The following is an 18,250-nucleotide window of genomic DNA, read 5'->3' as shown; positions in this document are numbered from 1 at the left end:
CGAGCACCCGAAGATCCCTACTGCCCCTCGGCGAGCTCCTGCGCTTCCTTCGACAGTTTGCGCACGCGCGCACGCCGACGTCGACGCTCGGGGATCATGCTGCGCATCTCCTCCAGCTTGCCGAAGCACAGGAGCCGGTCCTCCGCCTCGAGCACCTGGTGCTTGCGGGGGTTCGGGATCACCTGCACGCCGCGGTGGAGCGTGAGCGCCGTGATGTCGCGGTCCCACAGACCCAGATCCCCGAGGGTCTTGCCGACCTGCTCGGCGCCCGAGTGGATGAGGAGCTCGGCGACGCCGTAGCCCGTCGACACCGAGAGCCGCTGACGCACGTCGATCTCGGGGAAGTTCACCTGCCCGGCGATGTAGTCGATGATCGCACCGGCGACGTCGAGCCCGGTGGCGGCCTCAATGCCCTGGAGGCCCGGTGAGGAGTTGACCTCCATGACGAGCGGCCCCTCGTCACCCTCGAGCATGTCGACGCCGGCGACGCGCAGCCCCATGATCTGCGCCGCGCGCACCGCGGTCTGCTCGTAGGCCGCGTCGAGCTGCACGGCTTCGACCGTGCCGCCGCGGTGCACGTTCGAGCGGAACTCGTCGCCCGCTGCGCTGCGCCGCATCGCGGCGACCACCCGATCACCGACCACGAGCGCGCGGATGTCGCGCCCGCGGCTCTCCGAGACGAAGCGCTGGATCAGGACGTTCTGGCGGGTCGAGTGCAGGGTCTCGATGATGGCCTCCGCCACCTTCACCTGCGGCGCGAGGATCACGCCGATGCCCTGGGTGCCCTCGAGCAGCTTGATGACGACGGGCGCGCCGCCCACGCTCTCGATCGCGGGGCGCACGTCGGCGCGATTGCGCACGAAGGCGGTCGCCGGCATGTCGATGTTGTGCCGCGACAGGATCTGGATCGCGCGCAGCTTGTCGCGTGCGTTGGTGATCCCGTTCGCGGTGTTGGGCGTGTAGACGTCCATCTGCTCGAACTGGCGCACCACCGCGGTGCCGAAGTAGGTGATCGAATTGCCGATACGGGGCAGGATCGCGTCGTAGTCGCTTAGCTGCTTGCCCCGGTACTGCAGGTCGGGCTCATCGCTCGTGAGGTCGATCGCGAAGCGCAGCGTATTGAGCACCTTGGGGGTATGGCCGCGCTGCTCAGCGGCCGCGCGGAGTCGTTGCGTGGAGTACGCCTGCGGGGCGCGCGAGAGAATCGCGAGTTTCACGTGGTTTCCTGCCAAGATAGGTGCGTGATCGAACCCCACCATTCAAGCACCCTGACGGGCTGGCGTGAATGGGTTCGCCTGCCTGCGGCGGGAGTTCCCTGGATCAAGGCGAAGATCGACACGGGCGCGCAGACCTCCGCGCTGCACGCGGCGGAGTTGGAGGAGTTCGAGCGCGACGGCGCGCCGTGGGTCCGGTTCGAGGTGCACCCTTGGCAGAACTCCGAAGAGGACGCCGTGCAGGTGGAGCTCCCGGTGCACGACCGCCGCACCGTCCGCAGCTCGTCGGGGCACTCGCAGGACCGCATCGTCGTGCTCATGGACATCGAGCTGGTGGGCCGGCGCGTGCCCGCCGAGGTCACGCTCACGAGCCGGCACGAGATGGTGTTCCGCATGCTCATCGGCCGCGAGGCGCTGCGGCAGGGGTTCCTGGTCGACTCGGCGGCCTCGTACGTCGGCGAGAAGCCGGATCGCAAGATCCGTCGGAAGAATCGCGGGCGTTCCTAGGCGAGCCGGGCTACGCTGAGGCCATGAGCGACGCGGATCTCGACCTCATTCCGTCCGGCACCGTCTTCGCCCCCGAGCAGATCACCCACTTCGTCGGCGGCGCCGACGGTTCGCGCAGCCTCGAGGACGCGATCCGGCAGGCCGATCTGCTGGTCAGCACACCCCACTCGGGCGCTGCGATCCCCGAGGAGATCGCCGAGTTCCTCTCCCCCGCGCTCACGAAGCGCCTGCAGTACGACTTCAGCGACGTCGCGACGGCCGCGGTGGTGCGCCGCTGGGCCGAGATCGATCCGCGGATCGTCGCGGTCATCAACCCGCACCCGCGGTTGATCCGCGATCCCAACCGCCCGAAGCCCGCCGATGTGCGGGGCACCCTCGCGCAGGCCGTCGAGCGGGTGCGCGCTGCCGGGCCCTGGCAGCGCGTCGATCTCACGGGCGTCGACGCGATCCGCCCGGTCACGTTCTCGTTCTTCCCGATCCTCGAGATCCCCGATACCGAGGCCGGGATCGCCCGCCTCGTCGATGCCTTCGCGCGCACCGCCGAGCAGGGGCTCGGGGTCTACGAGGCGACGCGGGACCGTCTCACCGAGCAGTTCCTCACGATGAAGCTCGCGCGCGGCGGCACGTTCACGCGGCTCTCGTTCCACGACACCATGAACACCACGACCACCCGCGACGGCGCGGTGAACGTGCCGCGCGCCGAGCAGGATCGCCTGCCCGACGTCGTGGCCCTGTCGAACCGCGGCGATGCGCTCGGCGAGCCGCGCGAGGCGGCCGGTCCCGCGGACCCGCCCACCATGCCGGGCGACGCGCTGCGCGCGCTCGCCGACGCCCATCGCGCGGGATTCGCGGTCGAACGTCCCGACGCCGTCGCGCTCAATCAGCCGTACCTCGGCAGCCAGGAGATCCTGGCCGCGGGGGCGCAGTTCCGCGAGGTGACCGCGGTCGCCGAGGCGGCAGAGCTGCGGCTCGGGGCGGTGCAGGCCGAGTTCCTGCGCGAGTACCTGCTCGGCCCGGCGGCGACGGCCGAGCTGCACGAGCCCGGCACCGGCTGGATCGACGAGGATCCGGCTCGGGTCGATGCGCTGGCGCACGCCTGCAAGCGCGCGTGGGACGCGTTCCGCGCCCGCGTCTAGGCGCCCCTCACCCGCTCTCTCCTCATCACCCGCCCCAGAGCGCCCCGAACAGGGCACCCGCGGCGATCGTCGTGACCGCGAGGATCAGCGTCGGCAGGAAGAACGCGTGGTCGACGAGCTTCGTGCCGAGCTTGGTGCTGCCCGAGGTGTCGAAGTTCGCGGCCGCGATCTGCGATCCGTTGGTGGGCAGCAGGTAGATTCCGGCGAACGCACCGGCCCACATGCCCGAGAGCAGCCCGAGCGGGATCCCGGCGGCGAGGCCGATCGGCACGATCGTGCGCGTCGCCGTCGACTGGCTCGTGGTCAGCACGCAGACGAGGAACACGCCGAGCGCGAAGATCCACGGCGCCGCGGTGACGAGTCCACCGACGCCCTCGGCGATGAGCTTCGTGTGCGCGCCGAGGAAGGTGTCGGTGAGCCAGGCCAGGCCGAACAGCGCGATCGCCGACACCATTCCGGCCTTGAACACCGTCATGGTGGGGATCTCGGCGACCTTCGGGCGCGACACCAGCAGGATCAGGGTACCGACCACGAACATGACGATCTCGATGACCGGGGTCATGGAGATCGCCGCTCCCTCGGCATCGAGCGGGCGCAGCCCCTTGAAGAGACCGAAGATCACGATCGCTGCGACGCCGAGGAGGAAGATGAGCGCCGCGTTGCGGCCCGCCGCGGTGACGGTCACCGCCGCCTTGACCTCCTGCGCGTCGGCGTGCGGCGCCTCGAGCTCGCCCTTCGCAATCTTCGCCTGGATCTCGGGGTCGTCGGCGATGTCCTTGCCGAGTCGGTTCACCGCGATGCTGGAGAGCACAATGCCCACGATGGCGGCGGGGATCGTGACCTTCAGGATGTCGATGAGCTCGAAGTTCCAGGGTGCGGTATCCGTGAGCGTGACCATGGCGGCCATCGCCGCCGAGACCGGGCTGCAGGCGAGTGCGACGCCCGTGGCGACGACCGAGAGCGACAGCGGGCGCGAGGGACGGATCCCGTTGCGGTAGGAGAGGTCCTGGATCACCGGCAGCAGCGGGTAGAGGATGTTCGAGGTGCCCGCGCCGACCGAGAACAGGAACGAGACGAGCGGCGCGACGAGCGTGATCTGCTTGGGACTGCGCGAGATGAGCTTCGCCGCGATCGACACCATCCAGTCGATGCCGCCCGCCGCCTGCATCATCGAGGAGGCGAGTACGACCGACAGCACGATGAGCAGCGCGTCCACGGGCGGCGAGCCCGGCGCGAGGCGGAACCCGAACACCAGGATCGCCACGCCCGTACCGCCCCAGAGCCCGAGGCCGACGCCGCTCGACCGGGTGCCCATGACGATGCAGCCGAGCACGACCACGAGCTGCGCGATGAAGAGCGCGATGTCCATCGGGATCCCCCATCCCGGGCCGCTCCGGCGGCCCGCCTGCCCCGAGCGTACTGGCGCGGCCGCTCCGGGACCAGAGCCGTCCGGTACTTGAGTACCGGATGATGGCCCCCTCGTCCGATGCGCGCACCCAGCCGTTCAGGAGAGGGTGGAAGCATGTCCACGAGCACGCCGACCGGCCCGACCCGGATCCACGTCCCCGTTCCCGCTTCGACCTCCGCCCGTGCGAGCACCCGCGCGACGGCCGGAGCACCCCGTGTCCGCTACGTCGGCGTCGACCTCGCCCGATTCCTCGCGATCGCCGGCATGATGGCCACCCACCTCGTCGCGATCTCCGCCATGCTGCCCGGGCTGAGCCCGTTCGAGCAGACCGCGGGATCGGTCGCGCAGACGCTCACCTCGGGCATCGCGGCGCCCCTGTTCGCCGTGCTGGGCGGCCTCAGCCTCGTCTTCGCGTCGCGCGCCCCGCTGCGCGACGGCCGCCCCGGCGCGGCGATCTCCGGGATCCTGATCCGCGGCGCGATCCTCGTGCTCATCGGCATGCTCCTCGGCATGATGCAGGTGCCCATCGTCGTCGTCCTCGCTTACTACGGCCTCGCGATGATCATCGCGGCGCCCGCGATCCTGCTCCCGTCCTGGGCGATCGCGGGGATCGCCGCAGTGCTCGCCGTCGCGGTGCCGCCGCTCAACGCGATGGCGCGATCCGCGCTCGGCGTCGTCAACGAGGGCGGCTCCGTCACCTTCGAGTCGTTCTCGGGCGACCCCGCCGGCGCGATCCGCGGCCTGTTCCTCACCGGCGAGTACCCGGCCGTCACGTGGGTCGTGTACCTCCTGATCGGGATCCTCATCGCCCGCGCCTTCGTCGCCGCCACCGAGCGCGGTTCGCTCCGCCGCACCGCGCTCGTCGCGGCCGCAGCCGGAGCTGCCGTCGCCGCCGCCGCGCAGGGCGTCTCGATGTGGGTCGTCGCCCACCTCGACCGATTCGGCTTCGCGGTGCCCGAGGGCGTCGATCCCGAGATGTTCCGCACGATGCTCGTCTCGCCGACCTTCGGCGCCCCGTTCTCGGCCGATCCGTGGGCGATGCTCGTCGCGACCCCGCACTCCGGATCGCCGCTCGACCTCCTGCGCACCGTCGGCATCTCCCTGCTGGTGATCGGACTGCTCGTCGCGATCTTCGATGGCGGGCGCTCGCGCCGCGAGCCCGGTTTCGCACTGAACGTGTTCCGTTCGGCGGGCGCCGCCCCGCTCACCATCTACTCGCTGCACGTGATCGCGACCGCGCTGCTCGTGCAGCCGGCGATGGAAGCGCTCATGCTGCAGGACGTCCCCGACCCGGGCACGCTGCCCTGGTACGCGATCGGCATGCCGGCCTTCGGTCTGCAGCTCGCGGGCGCGATCCTCATCGGCGCGATCCTCGCAGGCCTGCACCGGCGCGGTCCGCTCGAGGCCCTCACCTCGGGCACGGTGCGCCTGCTCACGGGGCAGCGCCGACGCTAGACGCTGCTACGGGATCTCGTATCCCGCGGCGCCGAACAGCTCGTACCACTCCGATCGGGACAGCTGCGCGTCGACGCCCGCGGCGGCCTCGCGCAGGCGCTCGGGCCGGATGGTGCCCACGATCGTCTGGATCTCGGCCGGGTGCCGCGCGATCCAGGCCGCAGCGACACCGGACGGCGTGAGCCCGTGCGCCGCCCCGACTCGGGCCAGCGCGTCGCGCAGCGCGCTCGGGGCGCCGTCGTCGAAGAGGGACCCCTCGAAGAAGCCGCGGCGGAACGGCGACCAGGCCTGCAGCCGCACCCCGTTCAGCCGCGCCCAGTCGACGAGTCCACCGTCGCGCACCGACGACTGCGCGACGCCCTCCATGTTCGCGGCGACCCCTTGGGCGACGAGCCCGGCGTGCCCGAGCCCGAACTGCACCTGGTTCGCGATGAGCGGCTGCCGCACCGCCGAGCGCAGCAGTTCGATCTGCCCGGGCGTGTGATTGGAGACACCGAAGGCCAGCACCTTGCCCGCCGCCTCGAGCGTGTCGAACGCCCGCGCGACCTCGTCGGGCTCCACCAGCGCGTCGGGCCGGTGCAGCAGGAGCACGTCGAGCCGGTCGGTCCGCAACGCTTCCAGGGATCCATCCACCTGCCGCACGATGTGCTCGGCCGAGAAGTCGAAGCCGTGGGCATCGCGCTGGATCCCGCACTTCGACTGGATCGCGATCGCGTCGCGCTCCGCGGCGCCGAGGCGCAGCGCATCGCCGAACCGCCGTTCGCACGCGTGCCACTCCGACCCGTAGATGTCGGCGTGGTCGAACACGTCGACCCCGAGTTCACGGGCCGTGCCGAACAGTTCTCTGACCTGCGAGTCCTCGAGCGGCTCCAGTCCCATCATGCCGAGGCCCAGCATCGATGCGTCTCGCGCTCCCAATCGTGTCCGCCGCATGCCGTCCGCCCTTCCGCGCGGCCTCCGCCGCATCGCCTTCCCCAGTATGACGCCCCCTTACCGGCCGCCTTGGGACGCCGCGGGTGCGTGCGCGAGCATGAGGGCATGTCATCCGACGGCGACCCCGACTGCCCGGCCCCTCAGGGCACCGACCCGAGCGGCACCCCTTTCGCGCAGCTCGATCCCGCGTCGTTGCGCGCGGGCCGCAGCAGCCAGAAGTGGACCCGCTACCCGGCGGACGTGCTGCCGCTCTTCGTCGCGGAGATGGATTACACCGTCGCCCCCGAGATCCGCTCGGCGCTCGCCGAGCGGGTCGCGGCCTCGGACTTCGGGTACCTCGACGGGCAGGCGCGGAGCCCGCTCGCTCCGGTGTTCGCCGACTTCGCGCGCGACCGCTGGGAGTGGGAGGTCGATCCCGGGCGCGTGCACCTCGCCACCGACGTGAGCGCCGGCGTCGTGGAGGTGCTCCGGCTCGTCCTCGCCGATCGCGCGGACCGCGGTGCCGCGACGGGCGCGCGCGGCCGGGTCGCCCTCGCGACCCCCGCTTACCCCTCCTTCTTCGAGATGCTCGAGGAGCTCGGCGTCGAGGTCGTCGAGGTCCCGCTGGCCGTCTCGGACTCCGCCGACGGCCCCGCCGCGACGCTCGACCTCGCGGCCGTCGAAGCGTCGTTCGCCGAGGGAACCGGCGTCGACGCGTTCCTGCTCTGCAACCCGCACAACCCCCACGGCCTCGTGCACTCGGCCGAGACGCTGGCCGCGCTGGCCGCGCTCGCGGCGCGCCACGACGTGTTCGTGCTCTCCGACGAGATCCATGCGCCGCTCGTGCACCGCGGTGTCGACTTCACGCCGTTCGCTCCCGTCGCGTCGAGCGCCGGCGCGCGCTCGGTCACGGCGACCTCGGCGAGCAAGGGCTGGAACCTCGCGGGGACCAAGTGCTCGCTCGTGATCGCGGCGACCGACGCCGACGCCGCGCTGCTGGACCGGCTGCCGCCGGAGGTCGGATCCCGCGCGAGCATCCTCGGTGTGCACGCCAGCATCGCCGCGTTCCGCGACGCCCGCGACTGGCTCGACCGCGCCGTCGAGACCATCGAGGCGAACGTCGCGCTGCTGCGCGAGCTCGTCGCCGACCGCCTGCCCGGCGCGCGCCTCACGGTGCCGCACGCGGGCTACCTCGCCTGGCTCGACCTCCGCGGCGCCGGCCTCGGCGAGGATCCCCACGCGCGGATTCTCGCGGACGCCCGGGTCGCGCTGAGCAACGGGCGTGCGTTCGGGGCGGGCGGTGCCGGGCACGTGCGCGTCAACCTCGCCTGCGCGCCCGACACCCTGCGCGCGGCGATCGACCGCATCGCCGCCCTGCCGCCCGTTCGCGAAGGAGCTACGGAATGACCGCCACCGCACAACCGATCTACGACTGGGACGGCTTCGACTTCGACACCCGCCAGGTGCACGCCGGCGAGTACCCCGACAAGAACCACGGCCTCCGGGTCCCGCCGATCGCGCTCTCCGCCGGCTACCTGTTCGAGGACTTCGACGACCAGGTGAGTCGCTTCGACGGCAGCATCCACTGGCGCGCGGAGGACGACGGGCCCCGCGGCGAGGGGGACGCCTTCTCGCCCAGCGAGCACGCCCCCATCTACTCGCGCCAGGGCAACCCGTCGAACTGGGTGGCCGAGGAGCGCCTCGCCTCACTCGAGGGCGGCACCGTCTCGGTCGCCGTGTCGAGCGGGCAGGCCGCGATCTCGTCCGCGCTGTTCGCACTCGCCCAGCAGGGCGACCACATCGTCTCGACGGCTTCGGTCTACGGCGGCACCCGGATCCTGTTCGGCCGCAGCTTCAAGCGCTTCGGCATCGAGTTCGACTACGTGTGGGACGCGGAGGACGACGCCGAGTGGGAGCGGGCGATCCGGCCGAACACCAAGGCGATCTACACCGAGACCGTGCCGAACCCCTGCAACGACATCACGGACCTGCGGCGCATCGCCGCGGTCGCTGCGCGCTACAACCTGCCGCTCGTGGTCGACAACACGGTCGGCACACCGGCCCTCATCCGCCCGTTCGAGCACGGCGCCAACATCGTGGTGCACTCCGCGACGAAGTTCCTCACCGGTCACGGCGCGGCGGTCGGCGGCGCGATCGTCGACGGCGGCAACTTCGATTGGGAGGCCGCGGAGCGGGCCGGACGATCCTTCCCCCTGATCACGCGGTCGTCGCGTCCGGGCGTCGCCTCGATGCTCGACCGCTTCGGTCAGGGCGCCTACGCGCGCGCCGCACGCGAGTCCGTGGTCAACGACATCGGCCCGACCCTCTCGCCGCTGCACGGCTTCCTCATGCACCAGGGCATGGAGACGCTCTCGCTGCGCATGGAGCGCCACGTGCAGTCGTCGATCCGGATCGCGGCATGGCTCGAGCAGCAGCCCGAGGTGCTCTCGGTCGACTACGCGGGACTGCCCTCGTCCCCGTTCCACGCGCTCGCGGCCCGCGACTACGGGCTGGACGCCGACGGCTACGGCCGCACCGGATCGGTGTTCGGCGTCACCGTGCGCGGCGGGATCGACGGCGCCCGGGCGTTCGTGAACGGCCTGCGCCTGTTCTCGCGCATGACCGGGATCGGCGACACCCGCTCGATGGTGCTGCACCCGCACACCTCCACGCACTCGACCTTCGCACCCGAGGTCAACGCGCGCCTCGGCATCACGCCAGGCCTGCTGCGCCTCTCGATCGGGATCGAATCGGCCGACGACCTGATCCGCGACCTGCGCGGCGCGCTCGATCGGGTGGCGGCCGCCGTCTGAGCGGCGACGAGTGCGGCGCCGCTAGTCGGTGAGCGCCGCCAGCGTCGCGCGGGCGGCCTCGACGGCTTCGTCGCTCGCGGCGTACTGGTGCTCGGTTCCGGGGAACTCCCCCGCGCGCACCTCCGCGGCGTAGGCGGAGAGCGCGGCGGTCATGTCGTCGCCGACGGTGCCGAAGCGCTTCACGAACTTGGCCGTGCGCCCCTCGGTGATGCCGAGCAGGTCGTGCAGCACGAGCACCTGACCGTCGACGCGACCCGCGCCGATCCCGATGATCGGGATCCGCAGCGCCGAGCGCAGCAGTTCGGTGATCTCGGCCGGCACCGCCTCGATCACCAGGCAGAACGCGCCCGCGGCCTGCACGCCCAGCGCCTCCGCGACGAGCCGCTCAGCGCTCGCGGTGGTGCGCCCCTGCGCGCGGAGCCCGCCGAGCGCGACCGCGGTCTGCGGGGTGAGACCGATGTGTCCCACGACGGGGATCCCCGCCGCGACGATCGCGCGGATCCGGCTGAGCCGGGCCTCAGATCCGCCCTCGAGCTTGACCGCGTCGGCGCCCGCCTCCTTCGCGAAGCGGATCGCGGTCTCGACGGCCTGCGCGTCCGACACCTCGGTCGACCCGAACGGGACGTCGCACACGACGAAGGCGCGCTCGGTGCCGCGGCGCACGGCCTTCGCGAGCACGAGCATCTCGTCGGTGGTGACCGAGACGGTGGAGTCGTGGCCGAGCACGACCTGTGCGCCCGAGTCCCCCACGAGCACCATGTCGACGCCGGCGCGCTCGACGGCCCGGGCACCCGGGTAGTCGTAGGCCGTGACCATGACGATGGGCTCGCCCGCGGCCTTCTTGGCCTCGAGCTCGGGAATCGTGATGCGGGTCATGCCGCCCCTCCTTCGGTTCCGGCGGCCGGCTCGATCACGGCGTTGTCGATGAGGCGCACCTCGCCGACACGGGCCGCGATCGCGCACAGCACGGGTGCGTCCATCGTACGTGCGGGCTCGAGCGATGCGGGATCCACGAACGCCAGGTACTCGGGCTCGATCCCGGCCTCGGCGAGGATCCCCGCGGCGATGCGATGCACCGCGTCGACCGTGATCTCGCCGCGTGCGACGGCCTCGGCCGCGGCAGCGAGCGCGCGCGGGATCGCCAGCGCGCGCGTCCGGTCGTCGGCGTTCAGACGGACGTTGCGGCTCGACCGGGCGAGTCCGTCGTCATCGCGCGAGGTCGGGCAGGCGACGATCCGGGTCGGGATCCCGAGGTCGGCGACCATGCGCGTGACGACGAGCACCTGCTGGGCGTCCTTCTGCCCGAAGTAGGCCGCGTCGGCCCCGACCGCGAGCAGCAGCTTCGCCACGACGGTGGCCACGCCGTCGAAGTGCGCGCCGCCCCGGGCCGCGCCCTCGAGCGTCTCGGTGAGCGCACCCGAGAGGTGCACGGTCGTGGCGAAGCCGCTCGGATACACCTCGGCGGCCTCGGGGGCGAAGATCAGGTCGACGCCGGCGCCCTCGGCGAGCGCGGCGTCGGCGGCCTCCTGGCGCGGGTAGCCGGTGAGGTCGGCGGCCTCCGTGAACTGGGTCGGGTTCACGAAGATCGACAGTACGACGACGTCGTTCTCGGCGCGCGCCGCGCGCACGAGCGACAGGTGCCCCTCGTGGAGCGCGCCCATGGTCGGCACGAAGCCGACGCGGTCGCGCCCGTCGGCCCGGACCTCGTCCAGTTCGCGGCGCAGATCCTGCACAGAGCGAACGATCTTCATCGGGAGCCTTTCTGCTGGGCGGCGAGCGCGCGCGTCGCTGTGACGAGCGCGTCGAAGAGGTCGAGGTCGGACGGCGAGCGCTCCACGACGGCGGCGCGCTGCCGCGCCACCGTCTCGTCATCGCCGCGTGCGACAGGTCCGGTGAGCGCCGCCGCGGCGCCCTCGCGCGACCAGTTCGCGAGCGCGGCCTCGGCGAGCGGCGCGAGCGCCTCGCGGGGCACGCCCGCGGTCGCGGCCAACCGCTCGGCGAAGCCCTCGACCACGACGAGGAAGTTGGCGGCCGCCGAGGCCGCCGCGTGATACGCGGAACGGTCTGCCTCGGCGATCCGGAATGTGCGGAGGCCGAGGCGGTCGGCGAGCGACTCCGCGACGGCGCGGGCGTGCTCGCTCGAGCCGTCGATCGCGGCGAATGCGCCGGCGAATCCACCGGTGAATCGACCAGCGAATGCGGTGTCTTCAACGCGCGTGTCGGTGTCGCGCGCGGCCGGGCTCCCCATGACCGTGAGCAGCGGATGCAGGCTGAAGCCGTCTCGGGCGCCGAGTGCACCGAGGCCGGTCGCGCCCGAGAGATGGCCGAGCAGCGGACCGGGCCGGATGGCCGCCGCCGCGTCGGCGATGGCGGCGTCGGGCACGGCGAGCAGCACGAGATCGACGGGCGACCCGTCGGGCCCGGTGCCGTCGGCGCCGCGCCCCTCGACGGTGAGGTCGAGGTCGTCGGCCACGAGCGCGGCGGCCAGGGCCGCGCCCATGCGGCCCCGGCCCACGATCTGGATCCGCACGGCGCCCGGGCTACAGCTCGATACCGACGAGGTTCGGCTCGGGCACCAGGATCACGCCGAACTCCGACTGCACGAGCTGGATCACGAAGCGTGCGAGCTGCGCGACGTCCTCGGCCGTGGCCGCTCCGCGGTTGGTGATCGCGAGGGTGTGCTTCTCGGAGATGGACGCGCCCGAGCCCGGGATCCGGAATCCCTTGGGGATCCCGGCGTTCTCGATGAGCCAGGCCGCCGAGAGCTTGACCTGCGGGGGCTGCGGGGTCGGCGGAACGCGCAGCGGCACACCGGCCTCGAGCTCCTCGAAGGTGGTCACGGCGGGTGCCGGTTCGAGGCCCTTGACCGGGAACCGGGGCGCGTTCGCCGGCAGGCCGCGGGCGGAGCGCTCGGTGATGATCGGGTTGGTGAAGAACGATCCGGCGCTCCACGTGTCGTGATCGGCGGCGTCGAGCACCATGCCCTTGGAGGCGCGGAGCCGCAGCACCGAGCGGCGCAGTTCGCGGATCGAGACCCGGTCGCCGACCGAGACGCCGAGCGCGTCGGCGAGCTGCCCGTAGGCGATGGGGGCGCTCAGCGGGTTGGCGGTGTCCTCGCTCTCGGTGAGCAGCAGGTCGATCGAGAGCACCACGCCCTCGCGGCCGGATTTGATCGAGGAGCTGCGGTAGTCGAGCTCGAGCTCCTCGGCGGGGATGCGCAGCACCTCGCCGATCTCGCGGTCGAGGAAGGTGATCGAGTGGAGCACATCGGAGAGCTCCTGGCCGTAGGCGCCGATGTTCTGCACCGGGGCCGCACCGGCGAGCCCGGGGATGCCCGAGAGCGCCTCGATGCCGGCCCAGCCGTGCTCGACGCAGGTCTCGACGAGCTCGTCCCAGTTGTGTCCGGCCTGCACCCGCAGGCGCACCGTTCCGGGCTCGGCGTCGATGCGCTCGATTCCCGTATTGCGAACGAGCACCGCGGTGCCCTCGAAGCCTTCGTCGGCCATGACGGTGTTCGAGCCGCCGCCGAGCAGCAGCCAGGGGTCGTCGTACTCCCACAGCTGCAGCGCGGCGCGCACCAGCTCGTCGGAGCTGCGCGCCTCGATGAGGTGGTCCGCCGGTCCCCCGACCCGCATGGTGGTGAGCTCGGAGAAGGGCGTGTCGGCCGCGAGGTCGGCGCCCGTGTGCTCGCCCGAGGTGGTCTCGGTCACGCGAAGGCCACCAGCAGCTGCGCCTTGCCGAGCACGGTCTGACCGTCGAAGACCACCTTGAGGTCGAACCGCGCGGTGCGGGCCTCGGCGTCGAGCGGGCCCACGGTCGCGGTGACCGTGACCTCGGCACCGGCTTCGGCGTCCACCGGGATGGGGCGGGTGAAGCGCGACTGGTAGTCGACCACGCTGGCCGCGGCGCCGAGGAGCTCGATCGTGGGCGACGCGGCCGCGCCCATGGTCAGCATGCCGTGCGCGAGCACGCCGGGCAGGCCGACCGACTGCGCGACGTCGTCGCGGTAGTGGATCGGGTTGAAGTCGCCCGAAGCGCCCGCGTAGCGGACGAGGCAGTCGCGGGTGAACTCGAGCGTCGCCTCGCTGAACACGTCGCCCGTCGCGAGCGACTCGAAGGTCGGGGTCTGGGCGGTCATTCGTCTCCTCCTCGCACTACGAGCGTCGAGAGCGCGGTGACGACGTGCGCGCCGTCCGCATCGACGATCTCGCTCGACGCGGTGACCATCGAGTGGCCGCCGAGCTGCTTAACCGACGCGACGGTGAGCGTCGCGGTGAGCTCGTCGCCCGCGACGATGGGCCGGGTGTAGCTGAAGCGCTGGTCGCCGTGCACGACGCGCGAGAAGTCGATCCCCGCTTCGGGGTCGGCGAGCAGCTGCTGCAGCGTGCTCTCCTGCACCACCACCGCGAAGGTCGGCGGAGCGACCACGTCGGCATAGCCTGCGGCGCGCGCGGCCTCGGGGTCGTGATGGATCGAGGCCGAGCTGAGGACGGCACGAGCGAACTCGCGCACCTTCTCGCGTCCGACCTGGTAGGACTCGGTGGGCGGATACGTGCGCCCCTGAATGTCTGGGTTGACCACGACGCCAGTCTAGAAGATGCCGCTGCGCGAGCCCGGAACATGACGCCCGGACCCGGCAGCTGCGGCTGCGATCGCGGCCGCGACTACTTCTTACCGCCGAAGAGCCCGCCGAGCAGGTCGCCCAGGCCGCCGCCCGCGGACTGCCCGCTACCGGATCCGCCGCCGAGCAGGCCGCCCAGCAGATCGCCCAGACCGCCGCCGGACTGCTGCGACCCCGAGCCGCCGCCGAGGAGGCCGCCCAGCAGGTCGCCGATGCCGCCGCCCGAGGTCGACGCCGAGTCCGAGCCCGACTGCTGCTTCGAGAACGCGCCCGAGAGGAACTGCATGACGATGGGAGCGAGCAGCGGGAGCAGCACGGGAATGAGCTTGGCGACGGTCGAATCGCCGCTGTTCGCGCCGAGCGCCTGGGCGACCTCGCCCTGCTTGTCGCCGAGGACGTGGTTGACGATCTTGCCGCCGTCCTCCTCGTCGATCGCGTTGAGGTCGATGGTGCCGGACGCGGGAGCGTGCTTGCCCAGTGCCGCCTCGAGTTTGCCGGCGCCCTCGGCGTCCTGCGCGTTGACGGCCATGCCGCCGAGCAGGCCGGGCAGCGCCTGCTGCACCGCCGCGCCCATGGTGCTCTCGTCGACGCCGAAACGCTGGGCGAGATCGCCCAGGGGAATCTGCTGCATGAGGTCGTCGAGGTTCACGGAGTTCTGTGCCATTCGGGTTGCTCCTTCGCGCGGTTCGGTGCCGAGTTCGGGAGCCGCTTCGGCAGCGGATCCGCTCGTCTGGAGGCCAGCGTAGCGGCAGGCCACCGCCACCGCGACGGATCCCGCGCAGATGCGTTGGGGAGGGCGAAGCACTGTAGCCATCGGCAACGATTCTCCGAGAGGTTTGTCGTGCATATCCAAGGATCGGGGCCACCCCTCCAATAGGCTGGTGAGCATGTCGCGCATTCGTAAAGTGCTCATCGCCAACCGCGGCGAGATCGCCGTCCGCATCATCCGCGCCGCGAAAGACAGCGGGATCGCCTCGGTCGCGATCTACGCAGATCAGGATCGCGACGCGATGCACGCCCAGCTCGCCGACGAGGCCTACGCGCTGAACGGAACCACCAGCGCCGAGACCTACCTCGTCATCGACAAGATTCTCGCCGTCGCACGCCGCTCGGGCGCCGACGCCGTGCACCCCGGCTACGGCTTCCTCGCCGAGAACGCCGAGTTCGCCCGCGCCGTCATCGACGCCGGGGTGACCTGGATCGGCCCGAGCCCCGACGCCATCGAGCGCCTCGGCGACAAGGTCTCGGCGCGCCACGTGGCCGAGAAGGTCGGTGCGCCCCTCGCCGCCGGCACCAGCGACCCGGTCGAGAACGCGGAAGAGGTGCTCGCCTTCGCCGACGAGGTCGGTCTCCCCATCGCCATCAAGGCCGCATTCGGCGGCGGTGGCCGCGGCCTCAAGGTCGCCTATGAGCGCGACGAGGTCGCCGAGCTGTTCGAGTCGGCCACCCGCGAGGCCGTCGCCGCGTTCGGCCGCGGCGAGTGCTTCGTCGAGAAGTACCTCGAGAAGCCCCGCCACGTCGAGACCCAGTGCCTCGCCGACGCCCACGGCAACGTGGTGGTCGTCTCCACCCGCGACTGCTCGCTGCAGCGCCGCCACCAGAAGCTCGTCGAGGAGGCGCCCGCGCCGTTCCTCACCGACGAGCAGATCGAGCAGCTCTACTCCTCGTCGAAGGCGATCCTCAAGGAGGTCGGCTACGTCGGCGCCGGCACCTGCGAGTTCCTCGTGGCGAAGGACGGCACCGTCTCGTTCCTCGAGGTCAACACCCGCCTCCAGGTCGAGCACTGCGTCTCCGAGGAGGTCACCGGCATCGACCTCGTGCGCGAGCAGTTCCGCATCGCAGAGGGCGGTGTCATCGACTACGCCGATCCCATCGCGCACGGCCACTCCTTCGAATTCCGTCTGAACGGCGAGGATCCGGGCAACGGCTTCCTTCCCGCACCGGGCCCCGTCGCGCTCTTCCGTCCGCCGCTCGGCCCGGGCGTCCGCGTCGACACCGGCGTGCAGTCGGGCGACGTCATCTCGGGTTCCTTCGACTCGATGCTCGGAAAGCTCATCGTCACGGGCTCGACCCGCGAGGAGGCGCTCGAGCGCTCTCGCCGCGCCCTCGACGAGTTCGAGATCCAGGGGCTCCCCACCGTGCTCCCGTTCCACCGCAAGATCGTCCGCGACCCGGCGTTCACCGCGCCCGACGGCCGCTTCGGCGTCTACACCCTGTGGATCGAGAACGAGTTCCACAACGACATCGAGCCGTGGGAGGGCGAGGTCGCTCCCGTGGTGCAGGATCCGAAGCGCCAGACCGTGGTGGTCGAGGTCGACGGACGTCGCGTCGAGGTCGTCATGCCCGCCACGCTGATCCCGCTCGCCGACCAGCAGATCACCCGCGGTCCCGCCCCCAAGCGCGCGAAGGGCGCCGGCGTCTCCGCCGCGACGGGAGATTCGGTCGCGGCCCCCATGCAAGCCACCGTCGTGAAGCTCGCCGTCGAGGAGGGCCAGCAGGTCGAAGCCGGCGAACTGGTCGTCGTGCTCGAGGCCATGAAGATGGAACAGGCGATCTACGCGCACCGCGACGGCGTCGTGCGCGGCATCGACGCGCCCCTCGGCCAGACCGTGTCGAACGGCCACGTGCTCCTCAGCATCGTCGACGCCGAGTAACTCCAGACACACACTGCGCAAGGCGCCCGGACTCCGAGAGGATCCGGGCGCCTTGCGTGTTTCCGCCCGGGTGCATCAGGTCGCACGGTCGGGTTCGCGGAGATCTGCAAGATTTCGGACCTCAAGCCGAAATGCATCCGACATCGAGCAGATCTCCGAATCGGTGCGCCCGGCGCCGCCTAGAACTCCCAGTCGGCCCCGGCCGCGATGGGCCACGACCACGCGACAGCGGCCGCGGCCAGCACGCGCGGCTCCCGTGCTTCGACGCGGCCCGCGAGTGCGAGCGCCGCGAGCGACGTCGAGCCGAGGTGCGCCGCGCCGAGCGTATCGATGTCGAGCACGAGGTCGGCCGCACCATCGGCACCAGCAACGCCACCGGCCCCACCGACGCCCGCATCGACCCGCTCCACGGAAGCGGTCCCGAACGCTTCCGTCACGGTGACGCGCCAGCGCCCCGCGTTCTCGGGGAGCAACTCGTCACGCACGTCGAGCACCAGGTCGACGGGTGCCGCGTAGCGGCGTGCGGCGAGGGCGGCGGGCAGGTCGAGGATCCGCACCCAGACGAGATCGCGCAGGCGTGGTTCGGCGGCGCGCACGTCGATGAGCAGGTGCATGATCGGGTCGTCGACGGGGATCATGTCGATCGTCGCGCGGCTCGTCAGGTCGAGATCGAGCAGGAGGCTCCAGAGCCGATGCACCGCGGCGGGCGTGAGACCGACGAGGTCGCGGATCTCGACCGTGCCGTCGACCGTGGCGCGCTCCCAGGTGACCGCGCGCCGGAACCGAGCGTACCCCTGCGCCCGCCCGGACGCATCGCTCACGACGAGGAGCCGCAGCGCCTCCTTGCCGCGGTGCAGGATCGCCGGGTCGGCGTCCTGCGCGCGGCGCAGCTCCGGTGTCTCCCAGGTGGCCCATCCCGGACGGCCGATCCCGGTGGGCACCTGCGCTGCCGCCCGGTGCAGCTCGGCGACGAGGTCGCCGTGCGACTCGGGGTCCCAGGTGAGGAACTCGCCGCGGAGGGCATCGGATCCCGCCACGGGACGCAGCTCGGCGCCCCGTGGCACCGTGAGCGACAGGGTGGGCGCCGCGTGCCTGTACCCGAACCGGCCGTAGATCCCCGCCTCGGCGGCGTTGAGCACCGAGAGGGCTTCGCCGCGCTCGCGCGCCTCGGCGAAGTGGTGGGCGATCATCGATCGGAGCAGGCCGCGCCTGCGGTGGCTCGGGTGCACGCCGACCCAGGTCACCCAGCTGCACGCGGTCTCGCCGCCGGGCACCGGAAAGGCGCGCAGATCGTAGGTGCCGTACATCCCGGCGAGGGCGTTCGCTGGCGCGAGGGACCCTGCGGGCCGCTCGACAGCCTCGATGCCCCACATGCGTCCCCAGGGCAGCGGGCTCGGCAGCTGACGCAGCTCGTCGAGCCCGTGCTCGACGGGGAACGCCCACGTGTCGACCTCGAGCACGTCGTCGAGGCGGGTGGGGTCGTCGAGCGGGATGATGCGGTAGCCGTCGGGAAGGGTCATGCGTCCAGTA

At 71.8% G+C, this 18,250-nt stretch carries 17 protein-coding genes; 6 read left to right on the top strand and 11 right to left on the bottom strand.

Going from position 1 to position 18,250, the window contains the following annotated elements; all coding sequences use genetic code 11:
• Positions 1 to 17: 17 nt before the first annotated feature.
• On the bottom strand, positions 18 to 1,217 hold the full coding sequence (locus BMH31_RS09300) for a RimK family alpha-L-glutamate ligase (RefSeq protein ID WP_099724054.1): 1,200 nt from the start codon (positions 1,215 to 1,217) through the stop codon (positions 18 to 20).
• 24 nt (positions 1,218 to 1,241) lie between these two features.
• Between BMH31_RS09300 and BMH31_RS09295 the strand changes: the two genes are divergently transcribed.
• Together BMH31_RS09295 and BMH31_RS09290 are read left to right on the top strand one after the other, a co-directional pair.
• A complete protein-coding gene (locus BMH31_RS09295; RefSeq protein WP_241898220.1) occupies positions 1,242 to 1,721 on the top strand; it encodes a RimK/LysX family protein in 480 nt (159 codons plus the stop codon).
• 23 nt (positions 1,722 to 1,744) lie between these two features.
• On the top strand, positions 1,745 to 2,857 hold the full coding sequence (locus BMH31_RS09290; RefSeq protein WP_099724056.1) for an N-formylglutamate amidohydrolase: 1,113 nt from the start codon (positions 1,745 to 1,747) through the stop codon (positions 2,855 to 2,857).
• Between the two features lie 25 nt (positions 2,858 to 2,882).
• On the opposite strand, the gene BMH31_RS09285 is transcribed toward BMH31_RS09290, so the two are convergent.
• Entirely contained in the window at positions 2,883 to 4,226 is a 1,344-nt protein-coding gene (locus BMH31_RS09285) for an anaerobic C4-dicarboxylate transporter family protein (protein ID WP_099724057.1), read from the bottom strand.
• Between the two features lie 153 nt (positions 4,227 to 4,379).
• On the opposite strand from BMH31_RS09285, the gene BMH31_RS09280 reads away from it, so the two are divergent.
• Complete coding sequence (locus BMH31_RS09280; RefSeq protein WP_099724058.1) at positions 4,380 to 5,720, top strand: heparan-alpha-glucosaminide N-acetyltransferase domain-containing protein; 1,341 nt, start codon at positions 4,380 to 4,382, stop codon at positions 5,718 to 5,720.
• A 6-nt stretch (positions 5,721 to 5,726) separates the two neighbouring features.
• Here the strand turns inward: BMH31_RS09280 and BMH31_RS09275 are convergent, their stop codons facing one another.
• Positions 5,727 to 6,602 carry an aldo/keto reductase gene (locus BMH31_RS09275; protein WP_241898219.1) on the bottom strand — a complete coding sequence of 292 codons (876 nt, stop codon included), beginning with the start codon at positions 6,600 to 6,602 and terminating at the stop codon, positions 5,727 to 5,729.
• Between the two features lie 156 nt (positions 6,603 to 6,758).
• Here BMH31_RS09275 and BMH31_RS09270 point away from each other — a divergent pair, with 156 nt between their 5' ends.
• Together BMH31_RS09270 and BMH31_RS09265 are read left to right on the top strand one after the other, a co-directional pair.
• Positions 6,759 to 8,039: an aminotransferase class I/II-fold pyridoxal phosphate-dependent enzyme gene (locus BMH31_RS09270; protein ID WP_099724060.1), complete on the top strand. Its 1,281-nt coding sequence runs from the start codon at positions 6,759 to 6,761 to the stop codon at positions 8,037 to 8,039.
• Positions 8,036 to 9,445, top strand: coding sequence for an aminotransferase class I/II-fold pyridoxal phosphate-dependent enzyme (locus BMH31_RS09265; protein WP_099724061.1), 1,410 nt, complete (start codon positions 8,036 to 8,038; stop codon positions 9,443 to 9,445). Before BMH31_RS09270 ends, BMH31_RS09265 begins: the two co-directional genes overlap by 4 nt.
• A 21-nt stretch (positions 9,446 to 9,466) precedes the next feature.
• On the opposite strand, the gene panB is transcribed toward BMH31_RS09265, so the two are convergent.
• From panB to BMH31_RS09230, 7 genes are all read right to left on the bottom strand, one after another.
• Positions 9,467 to 10,321: a 3-methyl-2-oxobutanoate hydroxymethyltransferase gene (gene panB / locus BMH31_RS09260; protein ID WP_099724062.1), complete on the bottom strand. Its 855-nt coding sequence runs from the start codon at positions 10,319 to 10,321 to the stop codon at positions 9,467 to 9,469.
• Entirely contained in the window at positions 10,318 to 11,196 is an 879-nt protein-coding gene (panC, locus tag BMH31_RS09255; protein ID WP_099724063.1) for a pantoate--beta-alanine ligase, read from the bottom strand. Before panC ends, panB begins: the two co-directional genes overlap by 4 nt.
• Positions 11,193 to 11,975 (bottom strand): DUF2520 domain-containing protein, encoded by a 783-nt coding sequence (locus BMH31_RS09250; RefSeq protein WP_241898218.1) that lies wholly within the window; start codon positions 11,973 to 11,975, stop codon positions 11,193 to 11,195. The genes panC and BMH31_RS09250 overlap by 4 nt, the downstream gene beginning before the upstream one ends.
• A 10-nt stretch (positions 11,976 to 11,985) precedes the next feature.
• On the bottom strand, positions 11,986 to 13,080 hold the full coding sequence (locus BMH31_RS09245) for a UDP-N-acetylmuramate dehydrogenase (RefSeq protein ID WP_241898226.1): 1,095 nt from the start codon (positions 13,078 to 13,080) through the stop codon (positions 11,986 to 11,988).
• Positions 13,081 to 13,151: 71 nt separating this feature from the next.
• A complete protein-coding gene (locus BMH31_RS09240; protein WP_099724066.1) occupies positions 13,152 to 13,583 on the bottom strand; it encodes a MaoC/PaaZ C-terminal domain-containing protein in 432 nt (143 codons plus the stop codon).
• Complete coding sequence (locus tag BMH31_RS09235; RefSeq protein WP_099724067.1) at positions 13,580 to 14,026, bottom strand: MaoC family dehydratase N-terminal domain-containing protein; 447 nt, start codon at positions 14,024 to 14,026, stop codon at positions 13,580 to 13,582. Before BMH31_RS09235 ends, BMH31_RS09240 begins: the two co-directional genes overlap by 4 nt.
• An 83-nt stretch (positions 14,027 to 14,109) precedes the next feature.
• Complete coding sequence (locus BMH31_RS09230; protein ID WP_099724068.1) at positions 14,110 to 14,730, bottom strand: DUF937 domain-containing protein; 621 nt, start codon at positions 14,728 to 14,730, stop codon at positions 14,110 to 14,112.
• Positions 14,731 to 14,953: 223 nt separating this feature from the next.
• Between BMH31_RS09230 and BMH31_RS09225 the strand changes: the two genes are divergently transcribed.
• Entirely contained in the window at positions 14,954 to 16,720 is a 1,767-nt protein-coding gene (locus BMH31_RS09225) for a biotin carboxylase N-terminal domain-containing protein (protein ID WP_099724069.1), read from the top strand.
• 179 nt (positions 16,721 to 16,899) lie between these two features.
• Here the strand turns inward: BMH31_RS09225 and BMH31_RS09220 are convergent, their stop codons facing one another.
• The gene (locus BMH31_RS09220) at positions 16,900 to 18,240 is read right to left on the bottom strand and encodes a GNAT family N-acetyltransferase (RefSeq protein ID WP_099724070.1); all 1,341 of its coding nucleotides are present in this window, start codon (positions 18,238 to 18,240) and stop codon (positions 16,900 to 16,902) included.
• Positions 18,241 to 18,250 lie beyond the last annotated feature (10 nt).

The sequence above is a fragment of the Leucobacter sp. OLIS6 genome (genome assembly GCF_002752355.1).
In the GTDB taxonomy this organism is placed as follows: Bacteria; Actinomycetota; Actinomycetes; order Actinomycetales; family Microbacteriaceae; genus Leucobacter.
The sequence above is the reverse complement of the archived record's forward strand: the minus strand, read 5'-3'. Positions and strand labels throughout refer to the sequence as shown.